Below are 15,688 nucleotides of genomic sequence, written 5' to 3'. Positions count from 1 at the left end.
GGTCGGTGGGCACCGGGCCGGCGGTCAGCCCGGCGGAGGGGCGGAGCCCCTCAGCGCTTCGGCCGGCGTCGTCGTGGGGATCGCGAGGGCTTGACGGGTTTGGACCGGGTGGTGCGTTTCCTCGACGTCGGGGTCCCGCCGTTCCCCGCGGATGCGCGCGCCGCGGTCGGAGGTTCGGGCGAAGCCCAGCGCGGCACCCAGTGCGGATCTGCGGCGACCATCTGCGAGGCGGCCGCGACCGCCTTGACGATGTTTTGATACCCCGTGCACCGGCAGAGGTTGCCCGCCAGTCCCTCGCGGATCTCCCGCTCGGTCGGCTGCGGGTGGTCCTGGAGAAACTCCACCGTCGTCATCAGGAACCCCGGCGTGCAGAACCCGCACTGCAGGGCGTGGTGATCCCAATACGCCTGTTGGATCGCGTGCAGGCGGTCCCCGTCCGCCAGCCCCTCGACCGTCATCAGTTCGGCCCCTTCCGCCTGCACCGCGAACATGAGGCACGACCGCACGGTCTGGCCGTTCATGAGGATCGTGCAGGCGCCGCACACTCCGTGCTCGCACCCGAGGTGCGTCCCCGTGAGCCCGCAGTCCTCGCGGATGAAATCGGCGAGCGTCTTCCGCGGCTCCGCGGATGCGGTGAAGGTCGTCCCGTTGACCCGGAGGGTGATCTCCCGGCGCCGCATTCACGCCACCTTGCGGGCGCGCTCGTACGCTTCCTGCAGCGCCCGGAGGGTCAGCACGCCGGCGACGTGCTTTCGATATTCCGCCGAAGCGTGGATATCGCCGTCCGGTTCGACGGCGCCGCGCACCGCCTCCGCCGCTTCGGCCCACAGCGCGGTGGAGGGGGGCTGGCCGACGAGTCCCCGCTCGGCCTGGGCGGCCCGCACCGGGGTTGGGCCCACCCCCGTGAGCCCGATCCGGGCCTCGGCGATCCGCCCCCGTCGCACCGCCAGCACCACGCCGACGCCCGCGAGGGCGAAGTCGCCGTGCCGACGTGCGATCTCCATCCAGGACCATCCGGCCCCCTCGGGCGGGAGGGGAAACCGAACTTCGATCAGCAACTCGTGCGGGTCGAGCGAGGTCGTGAGATACGTGACGAAGAGGTCCGCGGCCGCGATGACCCGGGTGCGCTTGGGGCCGCGCACGGTGACCTCTCCATCCAACGCCAGGAGGATCGCGGTAAGCTCCCCGGCCGGATCCGCATGCGCGATGCTCCCGCCCACGGTCCCGCGGTTTCGGATCTGCGCGTGGCCCACCAGGCGCAGCGCGTCCCGGAGAATCGGACAGTGCTGCGCGATGATCGGGGACCGCTCGGCCGCCCGCTGGCGGGTGAGCGCGCCCAGCCGCAGCACGCCGCGCTCACGGCGGAGATACGCCAGCGCATCGATCCGGTTGATGTCGATGATGTTCGCCGGGCGGGCCAGGCGCATGTTCATCAGGGGGACCAGGCTCTGCCCGCCGGCGAGCACCTTTCCCTCCTCGCCGTATCGGGCGAGGAGCGCCACCGCTTCGTCGACCGTGCGGGGGGTGTGATACTCGAACGCGGCCGGCTTCACGACCCGCTCCCCAGGGACTCCTCCAGGCACTTGAAGAACTGTCCGATCAGCATCTTCCCGATGCCTCCCAGCATCCGCTGCCCCACGCCCGCGATCAGGCCGCCGATCTGGATGTCGCCGACCCACTTCAGCAGCGTCCCGTCCCCCTGCGGTTCGAGATCCACGGTGCCCTCGCCCTTCATGAAGCCGGCCCCCCCGGTTCCCTCGAGGATGATCCGATAGTGGGTCGGGGCCTGCTTGTCCGTGATGCGGAGGGTCCCGGCGTAGGTCCCCTTCACGGCCGCGATCCCGATCTGCAGCGTGGCCGCGTAGTTGTCGGGGCTGATCGCCTTGAGCTCTTTGAGCCCCGGCGTGCACCGCCGGAGGGCCTCAGGGTCATTGATCGTCTTCCACACCGTGTCGACCGATGCGGGGAGCGTGTTGGTGCCGTCGATCTTCATGGGGTCCTCCGGGCTTTCGCCACGAGCTGCCGCACCCGGTTGGGGCTGAGCGGCATCTCGGTGATGTGAATGTCAAACGGACGCAGCGCGTCCTCTACCGCCTGCGCAATCGCCGCCCCCACGGGGATCACCCCGGCCTCCCCGGCTCCCTTCACCCCGAGGGGGTTGAGCGGGGTGGGGGTCTCTTCGTGCCCGACCTCGATCGGGGGGACCTCCACCGCCGTGGGCAGCAGGTAGTCCATGAACGTCGTGGCCAGCGGCTGTCCCTGCGCGTCGTACGCCAGCTTCTCCCAGTACGCGCCGCCGATGCCCTGGGCGACCCCGCCGTGGATCTGCCCCTCGACGATCATCGGGTTGATCAGGCGGCCGCAGTCGTGGACGACGACGTACCGCAGGAGGGATACCATCCCGGTCTCCGGATCGACCTCCACGATGCAGGCGTGCACCCCGTTGCTGAACGTCCCCCGCGGGGGCGCGAAGTAGCGGGTGGCCTCAAGGCCGGGTCCCTCCCACTCCGCGGGCATTGCGAATCGCAAGGGGTTGGCCGCCGCGGCCACCTCGCCGAGGGACAGCGCGCGGGCGGGGACCCCCCGCACGAAGACCTTGCCCTCCGCGAGGTCAATCTCCTTCGGACGTGCCTCCAGCAGCGTCGCGGCCACAAGTTGGGTCTTCTCGCGGACCGCCTGGGCGGCGAGGGAGGCCGCGGTGCCGGCGACGACCGCAGCGCGGCTGGCGAAGGTGCCGGTCCCCCACCGGAACCCGTCGGTGTCACCGGTCCGCACGACGACATCGCGCGGCGTCACCCCGAGCTGATCGGCGACGAGCTGGGCGAACGAGGTCATGTGCCCCTGCCCCTGCGTGCCCACCCCGGTCGAGACGAACACCTTTCCCGAGGGGTCCACGGTCACCCGGCAGCCCTCGTAGGGACCGATGCCGGTGCCCTCGACGTAGCACGCCACCCCGAGCCCCACGCAGCGTCCGGCCGCACGGTAGGCCGCCTGCTGGTCGGCCCACCCCGCGTATCCGATCATCTCCGTCGCGTGCTCGAGGCAGCGGGGGTAGTTCCCGCTGTCGTATTCGACCGGTGCGTTGTCCTGATAGATCAGGCCCACCGCGTAGGGAAACTCGTCGGGCTGGATGAGGTTGCGCCGGCGGATCTCGGTGCGGTCGATCCCGAGCTCGCACGCGGCGCGGTCCAACAACCGCTCCATCACGAAGACGCCGTGGGGCCGCCCGGCGCCCCGGTACGGGCTCACGGTGGTCTTGTTGGTGAAGACCGCGTTGAACTCGGCGTGATAGTTCGGAAGACGGTAGGGGCCGGGGAGGGTGGTGCTGGCGACGATCGGCACGATCAGGCCGTAGGGACAGTAGGCGCCGGCATCATAGAGGAAGACGGTGCGGAGGGCGAGGATCCGGCCGGTCTCGTCCAGGCCGATCTCCGCGTCGTGAATCTGCTCGCGCTCCTGGTTGGTCGCGACGAAGTGCTCCCGCCGGTCCTCGATCCACTTCACGGGCCGCCCCAGCCGCATCGCCGCCAGCGGCACCAGGATCTCCTCGGGGTAGAACATCATCACCTTGGGTCCGAACCCCCCGCCGACGTCGGGGGCGACGACCCGGACGCTGGGCTGAGGGAGGTGGAACATCGCCGCGAGCCCGTTGCGGATCGGAATGGGCGCCTGCGTGCTGTCCCAGATCTCGAGCCGCTGCGTGCGCGGGTCCCACGAGGCGACGACCCCTCGGGTCTCTATCGGCGAGGCCGTCCCGCGATCGACGACCAGCCGCTCCCGAAACCGATGCGGAGCAAGGGCCATCGCGTGCTCGACATCCCCCACCCGCTGCGTGTAGTGTGCGCAGACGTTGGTCCCGGTGTTCGCGTGGACGAGCGGCGCCCCCGGAGCCGCGGCCGCGGTGAGGTCGACCGCGGCGGGCAGCGGCGCGTATTCGACCTCGATCAGGTCCGACGCGTCTTCGGCCGCGTACCGGCTCTCGGCGACGACCAACGCCACCGGCTCTCCGACGTGCCGGACGACGCTGGAGGCGAGGGGTTGTTGGGTCTTCGGGTGGATGAGGGTGGGGTGGGGGATGAGCATCGGCAGGGGGCCGCCGAACTCGCCCAGGTCGGCGTGCGTCAGGACCGCGGCCACCCCCGGGGCGCGTCGGGCGCGGCCGGCATCGATCCGTACGATGCGGGCGTGTGCGTGCGGACTACGCAGCACCGCGGCGTGGGCGAGGTTCGGCAGGGCGAGGTCGTCGACGAACAGGCCGCGGCCGCGCAGGAGCGCCGGATCCTCGTTGCGCGGGACGCGCGCGCCCGCGTAGCGTGTGCTCATAGGGGAGTTGTTCCTTCGATAGGGTCCCGACCAACTCCTATCCTCATCGGCGTCCCGGCGGGGATGCGTGCCCCGCACGCGAATCCCTCCAGGCGATGGAGCGGGCGCGGACGCACTACGCCTACCTGCTGCGGTGCGCCGACGGCAGCTACTACGCCGGGTATACCGTGGACCCCGTGCGCCGCCTCGCCGCGCACCGCGGGGGGCGCGCCTCGCGCTACACGCGGGGACGGGGCCCCCAGGTGTTTGCCGCGCTCTGGCGATGCCCGACCCGGCGCGCGGGGCTCGCCCTCGAGCGCCTGCTGAAGCGGCTCTCGCACGCGCGCAAGCACGATCTCGCATTGGGCGGCGCGCTCGCCGCCGCGTCGGCGCTGCGCGCGCGCCGCGTGCCCCGTCGCCGCTGGCCCTCCGGCCGCAACAGGTATGCTAGAATAAATCGGTTGCGGTGATCGGATGGTGCCGTCGGGCACGGACGCCGCATCGAGACGCAGGTTCCTTGGGAGGAGCGGGTACCGAGATGGGATCAGCATCGCGTGCGCCGGAGGCCTTCGGCGGGATTGCCCAGATCATGGAAACGCTGCGGCAGCAGGGGTATATCGCCGAGCGCGATGTGGCGCTGTCGATCCACCTCAGCGTCGTGCTCCATAAGCCGTTGCTGATCGAGGGCGCCGCCGGGGTGGGAAAGACCGAGATCGCCAAGGTCATGGCGCGCGCCGTCGACACCCAGCTGATCCGGCTGCAGTGTTACGAGGGGCTGGACGTGCACACGGCCCTCTACGAATGGAACTACCAGCGGCAGATGCTCCGGATCAAACTCGAGGAAAGCTCCGACCTGCCGGTGGCGGAGAAAGAGCAGATGATCTTCAGCGAGTCGTTCATGCTCAAGCGCCCGCTCCTCCAGGCGATCACCGCCGACCAGGCGCCGGTGCTTCTGATCGACGAGATCGACCGGGCGGACGAGGAGTTTGAGGCATTCCTGCTCGAGGTGCTCTCGGATTTCCAGGTGAGCATCCCCGAGATCGGGACGATCCAGGCGAGGCACGTCCCCTACGTCGTCCTCACCAGCAACCGCACCCGGGATCTCAGCGACGCGCTGCGCCGTCGCTGTCTGTACCTGTGGATCGATTATCCGACGTTCGAGAAAGAACTCTCCATCATTCACCGCAAGGTGCCGGGGATCAACGATCGCCTGGCCCGGCAGATCGGCGCATTCATGCAGATGGTGCGCGGGGTCAACCTCGACAAAGTGCCGGGGATCGCCGAGACGCTCGATTGGAGCGCGGCGCTGCTGGCGCTTCACCGTGACCACCTCGATCCGGCGGCGGTCGAGGAGACCCTCGGGTGCCTCTGCAAAGACCAAGAGGACCTGACCCGTGTGCGCACGCAGTACCTGGGACCGATCCTGGAGCACATCGACGCGGTGGGGCAGAGCGGCGATGGCTGGAACTCCGAGCGGATCGCCTCGCTGGCCGCCCAACTCCCCAAGGGGCGCTGAGACGCCGGCGGGGGGCGCCGCGGCGCCGGGCAGGCCGGCCTGGACGCGCCCGGGAGACCTCGCCGGGAACGTCACCGCGTTTGGCCGGCGGCTGAGGCGCCGGGGGCTCCTGGTCGGGCCGGCGGAGGTCAGCGATGCCCTGCGCGCCCTGACGGAGATCGATCTCGCCGATCGCGACGCGGTGCGCCTCTCGCTGCGGACGGTGTTCTGCTCGCACACGGACGATCTCCCGGTGTTTGATGAGGAGTTCGTGCGCTTCTGGCAGGGCCCCGCGCTGGCCGGTGGTCCGGCCCCCCAGGACGAAGCGGACGACGACCCCGCCGGTCCGGGCGAGGCGGGAAACGAGCGGGGCAGCGACGTGGTGGTCACCGAATGGGACGAGCGCGGCGAGGCGGAGGACGAGCGGGAGGTCCCCGCCTACAGTCCCGCCGAAGGGCGCAGCCGGAAGGACTTCAGCGCGTTCAGCGCCGACGAGCTTCGGGCGATCACCGACCTGATCATCGTCATCGCCCGCCTCATCGCCACCCGCCTCTCCCGCCGCACCCGAGCGGCCCGGCGGGGGTCCTTCGTCGACCTGAGGCGGACGATGCGCCGCAGCCTCCGTACCGGCGGGGACGTCTTCGAGCTGGTCTGGCGGCGGCGCAAGATTCGAAAGGCCAAACTGGTGCTGCTCTGCGATGTCAGCGGCTCGATGGACATCTACAGCCGATTCCTAGTCCAGTTCGTCTACGCGCTCCAGGGAGCCCTCAGCCACGTCGAGTCGTTTCTGTTCAGCACGTCCCTCACCCGGGTGACCGATGTGCTCGGGCATCACGACATCCACGAAGCGCTTCGGGAGGCCTCGCAGCGCGTTCCCGATTGGTCGGGGGGGACCAAGATCGGCGCCAGCCTCAAGCACTTTAACGACGCGTACGGCCGGCGGCTCGTGGACGCCCGGACGATCGTGGTCATCTGCAGCGATGGATGGGACACCGGGGATCTCGAGGTGCTCGAGGCGGCGATGCGTGATCTCCACGGCCGCGCCGGACGGGTGATCTGGCTCAACCCCCTTCTGGGCAGCCCGGGGTACGAGCCCGTCACCCAGGGGATGAGCGCGGCCCTGCCCTACGTCGATGTCTTCGCCTCCGCGCACAACCTGAACGGTCTGCGGGAGTTGGAGCGGTACCTCCACAGCCCGCGGGCCGGGGTGCGCCGGGTGCGGAGGACGAGTCGCAAACGAGGAGACCGACCATGAAGGAGATCCGAGAGATTCTGGGCGCCCTCGCCGGCCTGCGGGCGCGGGGGGAGTCGGCGGCGCTGGCCACGATCGTGCGCGTGAAGGGCTCAACCTACCGCCGCGCCGGTGCGCGCCTCCTGATCCGGCAGGACGGGACGACGCTCGGCTCAATCAGCGGCGGCTGCCTGGAGGGCGATGTGGCCGAGGCCGCGCGCGAGGTCCTGGACACCGGGCGCCCGCGCATGCTGACCTATGACCTGACCGCGGACGACGACGCGGTCTGGGGGCTCGGGCTCGGCTGCAACGGGGCGATTGACGTGTTCGTGGAGGCGGTGCGGCCCCAGGCTGTGCCGGACTACGGGGCGCTGCTCCAGGGGTGCATCGACGCCCGCCGGTTTGCGGCGCTCGCCACGGTGATTGCCTCCCCGTCTCCCGACGGCCGGGTCCCCGTCGGCGCGCGGCTCTTCGTGGGGGAGGATGGAACGGTCGAGGGCTCGCTCGGCGATGCGGTGACCGACGCGTTGGCGGCGGCCGCCGCCCGCGACCGGATCGCGGCCGGGACGGCGGCGACGGTGCCCCTCGAACTTCCCGGCGGGCTCGGGGAGCTGTTCATCGACGTGGTCGCGCCGCCCCTCCCCCTGCTCGTCTGCGGCGCCGGTCACGACGCGCTGCCGCTCGTGAGCCTGGCGCACGCGCAGGGATGGTGGGTCATGGTCGCCGACAGCCGGCCGGCGTATGCGACAAAGGCACGGTTCCCCGGAGCCGATGAGGTTTTCCTGGTCCAGGATCGAGACGTGGCCAAGGCCGCGCGGATCGACCGCCACACCTTCGTCGTCGTCATGACCCACAATTTTCTCCACGATCTCGAGATCCTCCGGTGCCTGGTGGAGACCCCCGCGCGGTACATCGGCCTCCTCGGCCCCCGCGCGCGGACGGACAAACTGCTCGCCGAACTGCGGAAGGATGGGGTGGTCCTCGACGGCGCCCGGCGCTCGCGGGTGTACGGACCCGTCGGGGTGGACACCGGTGCCGACTCTCCCGAGGAGATCGCGCTCAGCATTCTGGCGGAGATCCTGGCGGTCCGCAACGGTCGGGCGACGGCCTCGCTCCGTGATCGGGTCGGGCCGATTCACGCGCCGGCGTCCTGAGCGATGATCGCCGCCGTCATCCTCGCCGCCGGCGAGTCGCGGCGCATGGGGACGCCCAAGCCGCTCCTGACGTTCTCGGGCCGCATCCTGCTCCGCCACGTCATCGAGCAGGCCCGCGCGTCGGCGTGTCAGCAGATCATCGTCGTCCTGGGCGCTCGGGCGGATGACGTTGCGGCGGCGGTCCGCGACCCCGGCGTCCATCTCGTCGTCAACGACCGCTACCGCGAGGGAATGGGGACCTCGCTTGGGGCGGGGATCGCGGCACTGCCCCCTGAATGTGAGGCGGCGGTCGTGCTGCTGGGGGACCAACCCCGAATCGACGCCGCCGTGATCGATGCGCTGATCGACGTCCACCGCCGCACGGGAAAGCCGCTCGTCGCCTCGCGGTACGGCGGGGTGGCCGGTGCCCCCACGCTGATCGGGCGCGCGCTTTTCCCGGAGGCGAGGGGTCTCCAGGGGGACGCGGGCGGGCGGCGGCTCATCCGGCAGCATCCCGACCTGGTGGCGGAGGTGCCGTTGCCGGAGGCGGCGGCCGTGGACCTCGATACCCCCGAGGATTTTGCCCGACTCAAAGCGGCGGTGGAGCCCCGTACCGCCGGTACCAGTCGGCGCCGCCGCCCTGGAGCCTGATCTGCCCCCACCCGCCGAAGTGCGGGTGGTCGAACCACGGGCGCGCCCGCTCGGCCACGGCGTTGGCGCGGTCGAAGTTGTGAGAGGCCGTCGAGGCGAGAAAAGCCCGCATCGCCTGTCGATCCGGGTGGAGGGGAAGCACGTCCTGCCAGATCGCGCGTCCGCACAAGAAGCCGCTGGCTCCGGCATCGACCGCAAGATCCAGGTTCGCGAGGAACTCGCGAATCCCGACTCCGCCGCTCAAGATGACCCAAGGACGCCCCGCCGCCGCATCGAGGTCACGGCAGAAGCCCCGGATGTCGTCGAGGGTGTACACGGCCGGACGTTCTCGGGGGTCGAACACCGCGTCGCGGAACTGCCGCGTGTACTTGAGGTCGCCGGGGAATGGGAGCTTCAGCAGGTCCACATGATAGGCCGGGTCCGAGAACTCCCGGGCGGCCGCGATCGTGTGGCGGGGGCGTTTGAGGGCAAACTCCGGGGTGTCCTCGCCCGGTTCCTCGATCGGGTAGGCGACCACCTCGAGCAGGAACGGCAGATCGTGCAATACGCACTCCTCGCCGACCCTGCGCACCAGGTCGCGGTGGTGGGCGCGCACCTCGGCGGAGGCCTCCGGCGTGTCGTAGACGAGTAACTTCACCGCGTTCGCCCCCGCCCGCTTTGCCTGGGCCACGGACCACCCGTCGATCAGCGCCATCTTCCGCTCCCGACTCGGGCCGAGCAGGGCGGGGGGGGAGTCCTCGACGGCCACGAGCAGGGCGGCGGAGCCACCCACCGCGGTGATCCCCCGGGGCAGCCCGTAGATGGGGTCCAGCAGGATCGCCGTCGAGTGGGACGACAGGACTTCGGCGACGAGGGTCTTGGTCGCCGCCAGTTCATCATAGGTGATGTCTTCCGGCCGGCGTCGTGTGGCGGCGGCGAGCGGGGCGCGCATGGAGTCCCGCTGGTCGACGGCGAGCATCTTCAACCGCCCCGACGCGTCGGCGAGGCGCATCAGGTTCGTCAGCTTCCCGCTGCTCAGCATCATCGGTGGCGACCTCAGGGTTGAGTATATCCGGTCGCGCCCGCCCCGCGCCAACGCTTCGGAGGCGGAGGGTGGGTCTCTTCCCATCGCCGTCCGCGGCCGCGGTGAGCCCGGCGGCCCGCCGGTGTTTGTCCGGCGGCAAACTTGGTGTCCGATCGGACATTTCTCTTGGGCATTAGTAGAGCGTAGCCGATTGCGACGACCCCGCGGAGGACATACAAAGATGACGCAGTCTCGGCCACGCCGGCCGGGATCCGAGGTCTCGGTGCGTACCGGCCCTCGCCCCTGGTGGCGGTGGAGCCCGAGCGCCTCGACCCGCTGTCGTCTGTCGGACGGGGACGGAAGCATGTTGGGGGGGATCGACAGTGTCGACTCCAGGGAAGCCGGGAAAGCTCGGGGAGATTCTGCTGGCGACGTCGCTGATCACCCAGGAGCAATTGACCAAGGCCATCGCGGCTCAGGGCCAGACCGGGAAGCGGCTCGGGCAAGTCCTGGTTGAGCAGGGATCGGCGACCGAGGACGATGTCGCCTGGGCGCTGAGCAACCAGCTTATGTACCCGTACATCTTCTTGAGCGGCGATATCATCGATGACGAGGTGGTCCGGCTCCTGCCGGAAGAGTTCCTGCGTGAGCGCCACGTGATGCCGATTCACAAATTCGGCCAGCAGGTGACGCTGGCGATGGCGGACCCGACCGACCAGCTCACCGTCGACGAGGTCGCGGGGCAGACCGGACTGCAGGTCAACCGGGCGGTCGCGCTCGCCTCCAACATCGAGGAGATGCTGCGCAACCTGAACACCCGCGGAAACGGATCGCCGAGGCGTCATGTCCGCGCGGCGGAGGCGCAGTACCTCCAGTTCCACCTCGCGCAGGCGCTGCAGCAGGCGGCGACCGAGATCTACTTCGATCCGACGATCGAAGGACAGCCGCGGGTGCGGTACCGGCTGCAGGGCGTCCTGGTCGACCGCGCCGGGCACCCGGAGGAGCTCCACGCCGGGGTGATCCGACAGTTGCGGGACCTCGCCGGCCTCGGGCAGGCGTCGACCTCCCAAGCGGCCGCAACCGTCCGGGTGGGCGAGGTCGAAGCCCACGCGGTGGTCTCCGTCCTCGCCACGACGGTGGGACCCGCGGCGACGGTGGCCCTCTACCCCTACCGCACGGGCGCGCCGGACCTGGTGCCCCTGGGGGTGGACGGACAGACGACGCAGGCCCTCCGCCGGAGCCTGCACGGCCCCCACGGTGCGCTGCTCATCGGCTGTGCGGACCCATTCGTGCGGATGACCTTGATTCGGGCGATCTTGCCGGGGGCCTCCGAGGGCAAGATCTGGTCGCTGGAGACCCTGCCGATCTACCGGGATTCCGCGGTCAGCCAGGTGGTGGTCGGATCGCCGCAGGAGGCGGTGCCCCTGCTCCACGGGGCATGCGGCACGGGCGCGGACCTGATTGCGATCGACGATGCCTCGCGGGCACCGACCCTGGTCAGCGCGCTGGAATGGTCCCGCGTCCGTCACCTCGTGATCGGACACCCCCAGGACGATGTGGTCGGGCTGCTCGGCCAGGCCCTCGAGGCGGTCGGGGGGGCGGTGACCGCATCCACCCTGCGCGCCGTCCTCGCCGCCCGGCCGATCCGGTTGCTCTGTCCGGAGTGCAAGGAGCGGCTCCGCGGGTCGGGCGCCGGCGACGGGCGGCTCACGTTCACCCCCCGGGGATGCGCCGCGTGCAGCTTCACCGGGTTTCGGGGGTACCGCGTCCTCACCGAGGCCTGGCACGTCAGCCCGGGCGACCGGCTGCAGCTCCGCGCGGGTCCGCGTGACGCGATCTTCGCCCACGTCGGCCAGGTGGTGGGCGCATTCATGCGGACGCAGGGCCAGGCGCTGGTCGAGGACGGGTTGACCTCCTTGGAGGAGCTATCCCGAGTGGTGGAGGGAGCGTAATGGACATCACCGATCTTCTCGTTCAGACCAAGGAGCAGAACGCCTCCGACCTGCACCTGACGGTCGGCTCTCCGCCCACGCTGCGCTTGCACGGCAAGCTCACCCGGCTGGATAAGTCGGTCCTCACCCGAGAAGACATCCACAACATGCTCTACGATCTCCTCACCGACGAGCAAAAGGCGCGGTACGAAGCGACCCACGACCTGGACTTCTCGCTGGAGCTGACCGGGGTAGGGCGGTTCCGCGTCAACGCGTTCCTGCAGCGGCTGGGGGAAGGCATCGTCCTGCGCCTGATCCCATCCAAGATCAAGTCGCTCGACGATCTGGGGATGCCGCCGATCCTGAAGGACCTCGCGATGAAAGATCGCGGGCTGGTCCTGGTGACGGGCCCCACCGGGTCGGGAAAGTCGACCACGCTCGCCGCGATGGTCGATCACATGAACGACAACCGCGAGGACCACATCATCACGATCGAAGACCCGATCGAGTTCATCCACCAGCACAAGAAGTGCAACGTGAACCAGCGCGAGGTCGGCCCGCACACGATGTCCTTCGCCGCCGCGCTGCGCAGCGCGCTGCGCGAGGACCCGGACATCATCCTCGTCGGCGAGATGCGGGACCTCGAGACGATCGCGCAGGCGCTGACGGCGGCGGAAACCGGCCACTTGGTGCTCTCGACCCTGCACACCAACAACGCCCCGCAGACGATCAGCCGTGTCGTCGACGTCTTCCCGCCGCATCAGCAGGAGCAGATCCGCGTCCAGCTGGCCGATGCCCTGCTGGGCGTCGTGGCGCAGAGCCTGGTGCCGTCGATCGACGGCAAGAGCCGGGTGGCGGCGATGGAGATCATGGTGGCCACCCCGGCGATCCGCAACCTGATCCGGGAGAACAAGGTCCACCAGATCCCGTCGGCGATCCAGACCGGCGCGCGCGAGGGCATGCAGTCGCTCGATCAGGCCCTCAAGGCCCTCGTCAAGACCCAAAAGATCAGCAACGACGAGGCGCTCCGGCGCGCCGTCGAAAAGCAGGCGTTCGGTCAGGACGCCTCCGGTGGAGGACGCGGGGAGTTCGCCGGGATGCGGACGAACCGCTGACCCATGGACATCAACGATCTGCTCATCCACATGTCGAGCCGGGAGGCGTCGGACCTGTACGTGAAGACCGACGCCCCGCCGACGCTGCGGATCGCCGGCCAGCTCGCCCCGCTGGGGACGGCCCCGCTCACCTCCGCGGCGGTCGACGAGCTGGCGCGGCAGATGATGCAGCCGCGACACCAGCGGGAGTTCGATGAACGGCAGCAGGTGAACCTCGCCTACTTCACCCCGGCGCTGGGCCGGTACCGGGTGAACATCTACATGCAGCGGTCCTCCCCGGCCATCGTCATCCGCCGGATCAAGAGCGAGATCCCGACGTTCGAGGAACTGGGGATCCCCCGGGCGATCGCGGACCTGTCGATGGCCCCCCGCGGGCTGGTCCTGGTCACCGGCCCCACCGGGTCGGGCAAGTCCACAACCCTGGCCGCGATGATCGATTATCGCAATCGCCACGCGCCCGGGCACATCGTGACGATCGAGGACCCGATCGAATTCGTACACGCCGACCACCAGAGCCTGGTGAGCCAGCGCGAGGTCGGAACGGACTGCGATTCCTTCAACACGGCGCTGCGCGACGCCCTCCGCCAGACCCCCGACGTCATCCTGATCGGGGAGATGCGGGACGTGGAAAGCGCGACCGCGGCGGTCCACTTCGCCGAGACCGGCCACCTCGTCCTCAGCACCCTGCACTCGACCAACGCCAGCCAGACGATCGAGCGCATCCTGCACTTCTTCCCCCAGGAAGCCCACGGCAACGTCCAGCTGCAGCTGTCGCTGAACATGCTCGGGGTGATCTCCCAGCGGCTGGTCCCGCGGAGGGGCGGGGAGGGGCTGGTGCTCGCCGTCGAGCTCATGCTGGCGTCCCCCCACATCCGCGACCTGTTGAAGAAGGGCAACATCGCCGGGATCCGCACGGCGATGCAGGCGGGGAACCAGGACGGGATGCAGACCTTCGATCAGGCCGTCTACCAGCTCATCCAGAGTGGGGCGATCGATACGGACACCGGGATGCAGTACGCGGACAGTCCCAACGACGTGCGCCTGCGGCTGCGGGGGATGGTGTAGCCTCCCACGCCCGGCAGTGCCGCCGACCTTCCGCGCGGGGAGCTCAGGCGTCGATTCGCCAGGTGTAGGTGAATTCCGTCACCTTCTGCAGCATCGCCGAAACCGAGCAGTAGCGGGTCTGGCTGAGTTCCACGGCGCGGGTCACCTGCTCCGGGGTGAGATCCTTACCGGAGAAGACGTACTCCAGCGCGATCCGCGTGAAGACCTTGGGGTGAGCGTCCGCCCGCTCGGCAACGATCCGGATCTCGAGACCCGAAAGCGGCGCCCGCATCTTCTGCAAGATGCTGACCACGTCCATGCCGGTGCATCCTCCCAGCGCCAGGAGCACGGTTTCCATCGGCGACGGACCGGTGTCCCGGCCCCCGTGCTCCGGGTGGGCGTCCATGGCGATGGAGACTCCCGCCGCCCCCAGCCCGCTGAATCCCATTCCCGACGTCCAGCGCACCGTGGCGTTCATGTCGTTCCCTCCGCACCGGCGCCATCGCCGCCCGCTTGTCCGACCGCGGCGACGAGGTCGGACTCGGGAACCGCGCCGTCAATGAAGAGCCGGTCGTTCAAGATCGTCTTCGGGACGCCGCGCACCGCGTACCGCTCGACGAGATCGGGGAACTCCGCCGCCTCGATGATGTCCGCCCGCACGCGCGGGCTTTCAATCGCCAGAGCCGCAGCCAGCCTGGCTGCACGCGGGCAGTGCGGTCAGGTCGGGGTGACGTACACCTGAAGGTGAACGTCACCGGCAAGCTGGGCCAGGGCGCCCCGGGCGTCCGCGCTGAGGTCCGCGCCCCCGCGTCCCACATCCACGATGATGCCCAGCAGGGTCCCGAGCTCGTACCCCGCGGGGAGCCCGTAGTAGCGAATCCCGAAGTCCTGCGCCCCCAGCACGACCAGTCCGGGGACCCGGTCGATCCGGTAGCGTCCGAAGGGTTCGGGGTCGGTCAGGCGGTCGTGGACCTCGAGGGTGACCTGCGCCGAACAGCCGGCGACGTCCTCCAGCAGCCGGAGGGTCTCGGCGCAGTACCGGCACTCCCGACCCGGGATGATCAGTCCCGAGGTGCCCTCGGTGAAGTAGACGAGCCGGACGGGCTGGGCGAGGGCGGCCAGCCGGGCCCGTACCGTCTCGGCGTCCCGATCGTTGAGCAGGTGCATCGACCACCTCTTGCGCCGCGGGGGGATCGTCCGCCGGCACGCCCGATACTTCTCCGCGGGCGGAGGGCGGCCCTCGCGGGGCCAGGAGTGCGGGAAGCCGCGGTGGAAGAACCCTAGTCGGAGGGTCGCGCATGGAGCTGCACGCGGTGCCGCTGGAGAACCCGGACGGGCTCAACCTGATCTTTGGCCAGTCCCACTTCATCAAGACCGTCGAGGACCTGCACGAGGCCCTGGTGGGGGCGGTTCCCGGCATCCGGTTCGGGCTGGCGTTCTGCGAGGCCAGCGGCGCGCGCCTCGTTCGCACGACCGGGACCGATTCCGCGCTCGTCGACCTGGCCGCCCGAAACGCCGCGGCCGTGGGGTGCGGGCACACCTTCCTGATCATGCTGGGGAACGCCTACCCCGTCAATGTCCTGGGCGCCGTGCGGCAGGTGCCGGAGGTCTGCCAGATCTACTGCGCGACGGCAAACCCCGTCGAGGTGATCGTGGCCGCCACCGGGCATGGGCGGGGCGTGCTGGGGGTGGTGGACGGCCAGCCGCCGCTGGGGGTCGAAGGCGAGGAGGGCAAGGCCTGGCGGCACGATCTGCTCCGGAAGATCGGCTACAAACTGTGAAC

Annotated in this window: 16 protein-coding genes and 1 pseudogene; 9 read left to right on the top strand and 8 right to left on the bottom strand. The window is 70.0% G+C overall.

The genetic code is table 11. From position 1 onward, the window contains the following. Positions 1-50 precede the first annotated feature (50 nt). From VKV57_00985 to cutA, 4 genes are read right to left on the bottom strand one after another with little or no spacing between them, the layout of a single operon-like run. Entirely contained in the window at positions 51-680 is a 630-nt protein-coding gene (locus tag VKV57_00985; GenBank protein HLW58477.1) for a (2Fe-2S)-binding protein, read from the bottom strand. Beyond that, entirely contained in the window at positions 681-1,553 is an 873-nt protein-coding gene (locus VKV57_00980; GenBank protein HLW58476.1) for a xanthine dehydrogenase family protein subunit M, read from the bottom strand. It abuts the gene before it with no gap. Further along, positions 1,550-1,993, bottom strand: a complete 444-nt coding sequence (locus tag VKV57_00975; protein ID HLW58475.1) for a carbon monoxide dehydrogenase subunit G — start codon at positions 1,991-1,993, stop codon at positions 1,550-1,552. Before VKV57_00975 ends, VKV57_00980 begins: the two co-directional genes overlap by 4 nt. Continuing rightward, positions 1,990-4,323: an aerobic carbon-monoxide dehydrogenase large subunit gene (gene cutA / locus VKV57_00970; GenBank protein HLW58474.1), complete on the bottom strand. Its 2,334-nt coding sequence runs from the start codon at positions 4,321-4,323 to the stop codon at positions 1,990-1,992. The genes VKV57_00975 and cutA overlap by 4 nt, the downstream gene beginning before the upstream one ends. A gap of 95 nt (positions 4,324-4,418) precedes the next feature. On the opposite strand from cutA, the gene VKV57_00965 reads away from it, so the two are divergent. From VKV57_00965 to VKV57_00945, 5 genes are all read left to right on the top strand, one after another. Then, positions 4,419-4,772 carry a GIY-YIG nuclease family protein gene (locus VKV57_00965; GenBank protein ID HLW58473.1) on the top strand — a complete coding sequence of 118 codons (354 nt, stop codon included), beginning with the start codon at positions 4,419-4,421 and terminating at the stop codon, positions 4,770-4,772. Between the two features lie 68 nt (positions 4,773-4,840). Then, positions 4,841-5,818 (top strand): MoxR family ATPase, encoded by a 978-nt coding sequence (locus VKV57_00960; GenBank protein ID HLW58472.1) that lies wholly within the window; start codon positions 4,841-4,843, stop codon positions 5,816-5,818. After that, the gene (locus VKV57_00955) at positions 5,760-7,052 is read left to right on the top strand and encodes a VWA domain-containing protein (protein ID HLW58471.1); all 1,293 of its coding nucleotides are present in this window, start codon (positions 5,760-5,762) and stop codon (positions 7,050-7,052) included. Before VKV57_00960 ends, VKV57_00955 begins: the two co-directional genes overlap by 59 nt. Then, positions 7,049-8,182 (top strand): XdhC/CoxI family protein, encoded by a 1,134-nt coding sequence (locus VKV57_00950; GenBank protein HLW58470.1) that lies wholly within the window; start codon positions 7,049-7,051, stop codon positions 8,180-8,182. Before VKV57_00955 ends, VKV57_00950 begins: the two co-directional genes overlap by 4 nt. A gap of 3 nt (positions 8,183-8,185) precedes the next feature. Beyond that, positions 8,186-8,812, top strand: a complete 627-nt coding sequence (locus VKV57_00945; GenBank protein HLW58469.1) for a nucleotidyltransferase family protein — start codon at positions 8,186-8,188, stop codon at positions 8,810-8,812. Here the strand turns inward: VKV57_00945 and VKV57_00940 are convergent. Next, positions 8,751-9,836 (bottom strand): tagatose 1,6-diphosphate aldolase, encoded by a 1,086-nt coding sequence (locus VKV57_00940; protein HLW58468.1) that lies wholly within the window; start codon positions 9,834-9,836, stop codon positions 8,751-8,753. The two genes, VKV57_00945 and VKV57_00940, sit on opposite strands and share 62 nt — an antisense overlap. 362 nt (positions 9,837-10,198) lie before the next feature. On the opposite strand from VKV57_00940, the gene VKV57_00935 reads away from it, so the two are divergent. From VKV57_00935 to VKV57_00925, 3 genes are read left to right on the top strand one after another with little or no spacing between them, the layout of a single operon-like run. Continuing rightward, positions 10,199-11,767, top strand: a complete 1,569-nt coding sequence (locus tag VKV57_00935; GenBank protein HLW58467.1) for a hypothetical protein — start codon at positions 10,199-10,201, stop codon at positions 11,765-11,767. After that, positions 11,767-12,861, top strand: a complete 1,095-nt coding sequence (locus VKV57_00930; protein HLW58466.1) for a type IV pilus twitching motility protein PilT — start codon at positions 11,767-11,769, stop codon at positions 12,859-12,861. Before VKV57_00935 ends, VKV57_00930 begins: the two co-directional genes overlap by 1 nt. 3 nt (positions 12,862-12,864) lie before the next feature. After that, positions 12,865-13,926 (top strand): PilT/PilU family type 4a pilus ATPase, encoded by a 1,062-nt coding sequence (locus tag VKV57_00925; GenBank protein HLW58465.1) that lies wholly within the window; start codon positions 12,865-12,867, stop codon positions 13,924-13,926. Positions 13,927-13,969: 43 nt separating this feature from the next. Here VKV57_00925 and VKV57_00920 read toward each other — a convergent pair whose 3' ends face one another. The 3 genes and pseudogenes from VKV57_00920 to VKV57_00910 form a co-directional block, all read right to left on the bottom strand. Further along, positions 13,970-14,383, bottom strand: a complete 414-nt coding sequence (locus tag VKV57_00920; GenBank protein HLW58464.1) for an OsmC family protein — start codon at positions 14,381-14,383, stop codon at positions 13,970-13,972. Further along, positions 14,380-14,610 (bottom strand): annotated as a pseudogene (locus VKV57_00915) (thioredoxin family protein). Before VKV57_00915 ends, VKV57_00920 begins: the two are co-directional and overlap by 4 nt. Before the next feature lie 12 nt (positions 14,611-14,622). After that, complete coding sequence (locus tag VKV57_00910) at positions 14,623-15,072, bottom strand: hypothetical protein (GenBank protein HLW58463.1); 450 nt, start codon at positions 15,070-15,072, stop codon at positions 14,623-14,625. Positions 15,073-15,203: 131 nt separating this feature from the next. On the opposite strand from VKV57_00910, the gene VKV57_00905 reads away from it, so the two are divergent. Then, positions 15,204-15,686, top strand: a complete 483-nt coding sequence (locus VKV57_00905; GenBank protein ID HLW58462.1) for an adenosine-specific kinase — start codon at positions 15,204-15,206, stop codon at positions 15,684-15,686. The last annotated feature ends 2 nt before the right edge of the window (positions 15,687-15,688 follow it).

The sequence above is a fragment of the bacterium genome (assembly GCA_035307765.1).
GTDB lineage: Bacteria > Sysuimicrobiota > Sysuimicrobiia > Sysuimicrobiales > Segetimicrobiaceae > Segetimicrobium.
The sequence above is the reverse complement of the archived record's forward strand: the minus strand, read 5'-3'. Positions and strand labels throughout refer to the sequence as shown.

Coding starts and splice junctions, on each gene's coding strand:
- VKV57_00985 (HLW58477.1), bottom strand. CDS start 680: ATGCGGCGCCGGGAGATCACCCTCCGGGTCAACGGGACGACCTTCACC.
- VKV57_00950 (HLW58470.1), top strand. CDS start 7,049: ATGAAGGAGATCCGAGAGATTCTGGGCGCCCTCGCCGGCCTGCGGGCG.
- VKV57_00920 (HLW58464.1), bottom strand. CDS start 14,383: ATGAACGCCACGGTGCGCTGGACGTCGGGAATGGGATTCAGCGGGCTG.
- VKV57_00965 (HLW58473.1), top strand. CDS start 4,419: ATGGAGCGGGCGCGGACGCACTACGCCTACCTGCTGCGGTGCGCCGAC.
- VKV57_00945 (HLW58469.1), top strand. CDS start 8,186: ATGATCGCCGCCGTCATCCTCGCCGCCGGCGAGTCGCGGCGCATGGGG.
- cutA (HLW58474.1), bottom strand. CDS start 4,323: ATGAGCACACGCTACGCGGGCGCGCGCGTCCCGCGCAACGAGGATCCG.
- VKV57_00975 (HLW58475.1), bottom strand. CDS start 1,993: ATGAAGATCGACGGCACCAACACGCTCCCCGCATCGGTCGACACGGTG.
- VKV57_00955 (HLW58471.1), top strand. CDS start 5,760: ATGGCTGGAACTCCGAGCGGATCGCCTCGCTGGCCGCCCAACTCCCCA.
- VKV57_00930 (HLW58466.1), top strand. CDS start 11,767: ATGGACATCACCGATCTTCTCGTTCAGACCAAGGAGCAGAACGCCTCC.
- VKV57_00925 (HLW58465.1), top strand. CDS start 12,865: ATGGACATCAACGATCTGCTCATCCACATGTCGAGCCGGGAGGCGTCG.
- VKV57_00940 (HLW58468.1), bottom strand. CDS start 9,836: ATGATGCTGAGCAGCGGGAAGCTGACGAACCTGATGCGCCTCGCCGAC.
- VKV57_00905 (HLW58462.1), top strand. CDS start 15,204: ATGGAGCTGCACGCGGTGCCGCTGGAGAACCCGGACGGGCTCAACCTG.
- VKV57_00960 (HLW58472.1), top strand. CDS start 4,841: ATGGGATCAGCATCGCGTGCGCCGGAGGCCTTCGGCGGGATTGCCCAG.
- VKV57_00910 (HLW58463.1), bottom strand. CDS start 15,072: ATGCACCTGCTCAACGATCGGGACGCCGAGACGGTACGGGCCCGGCTG.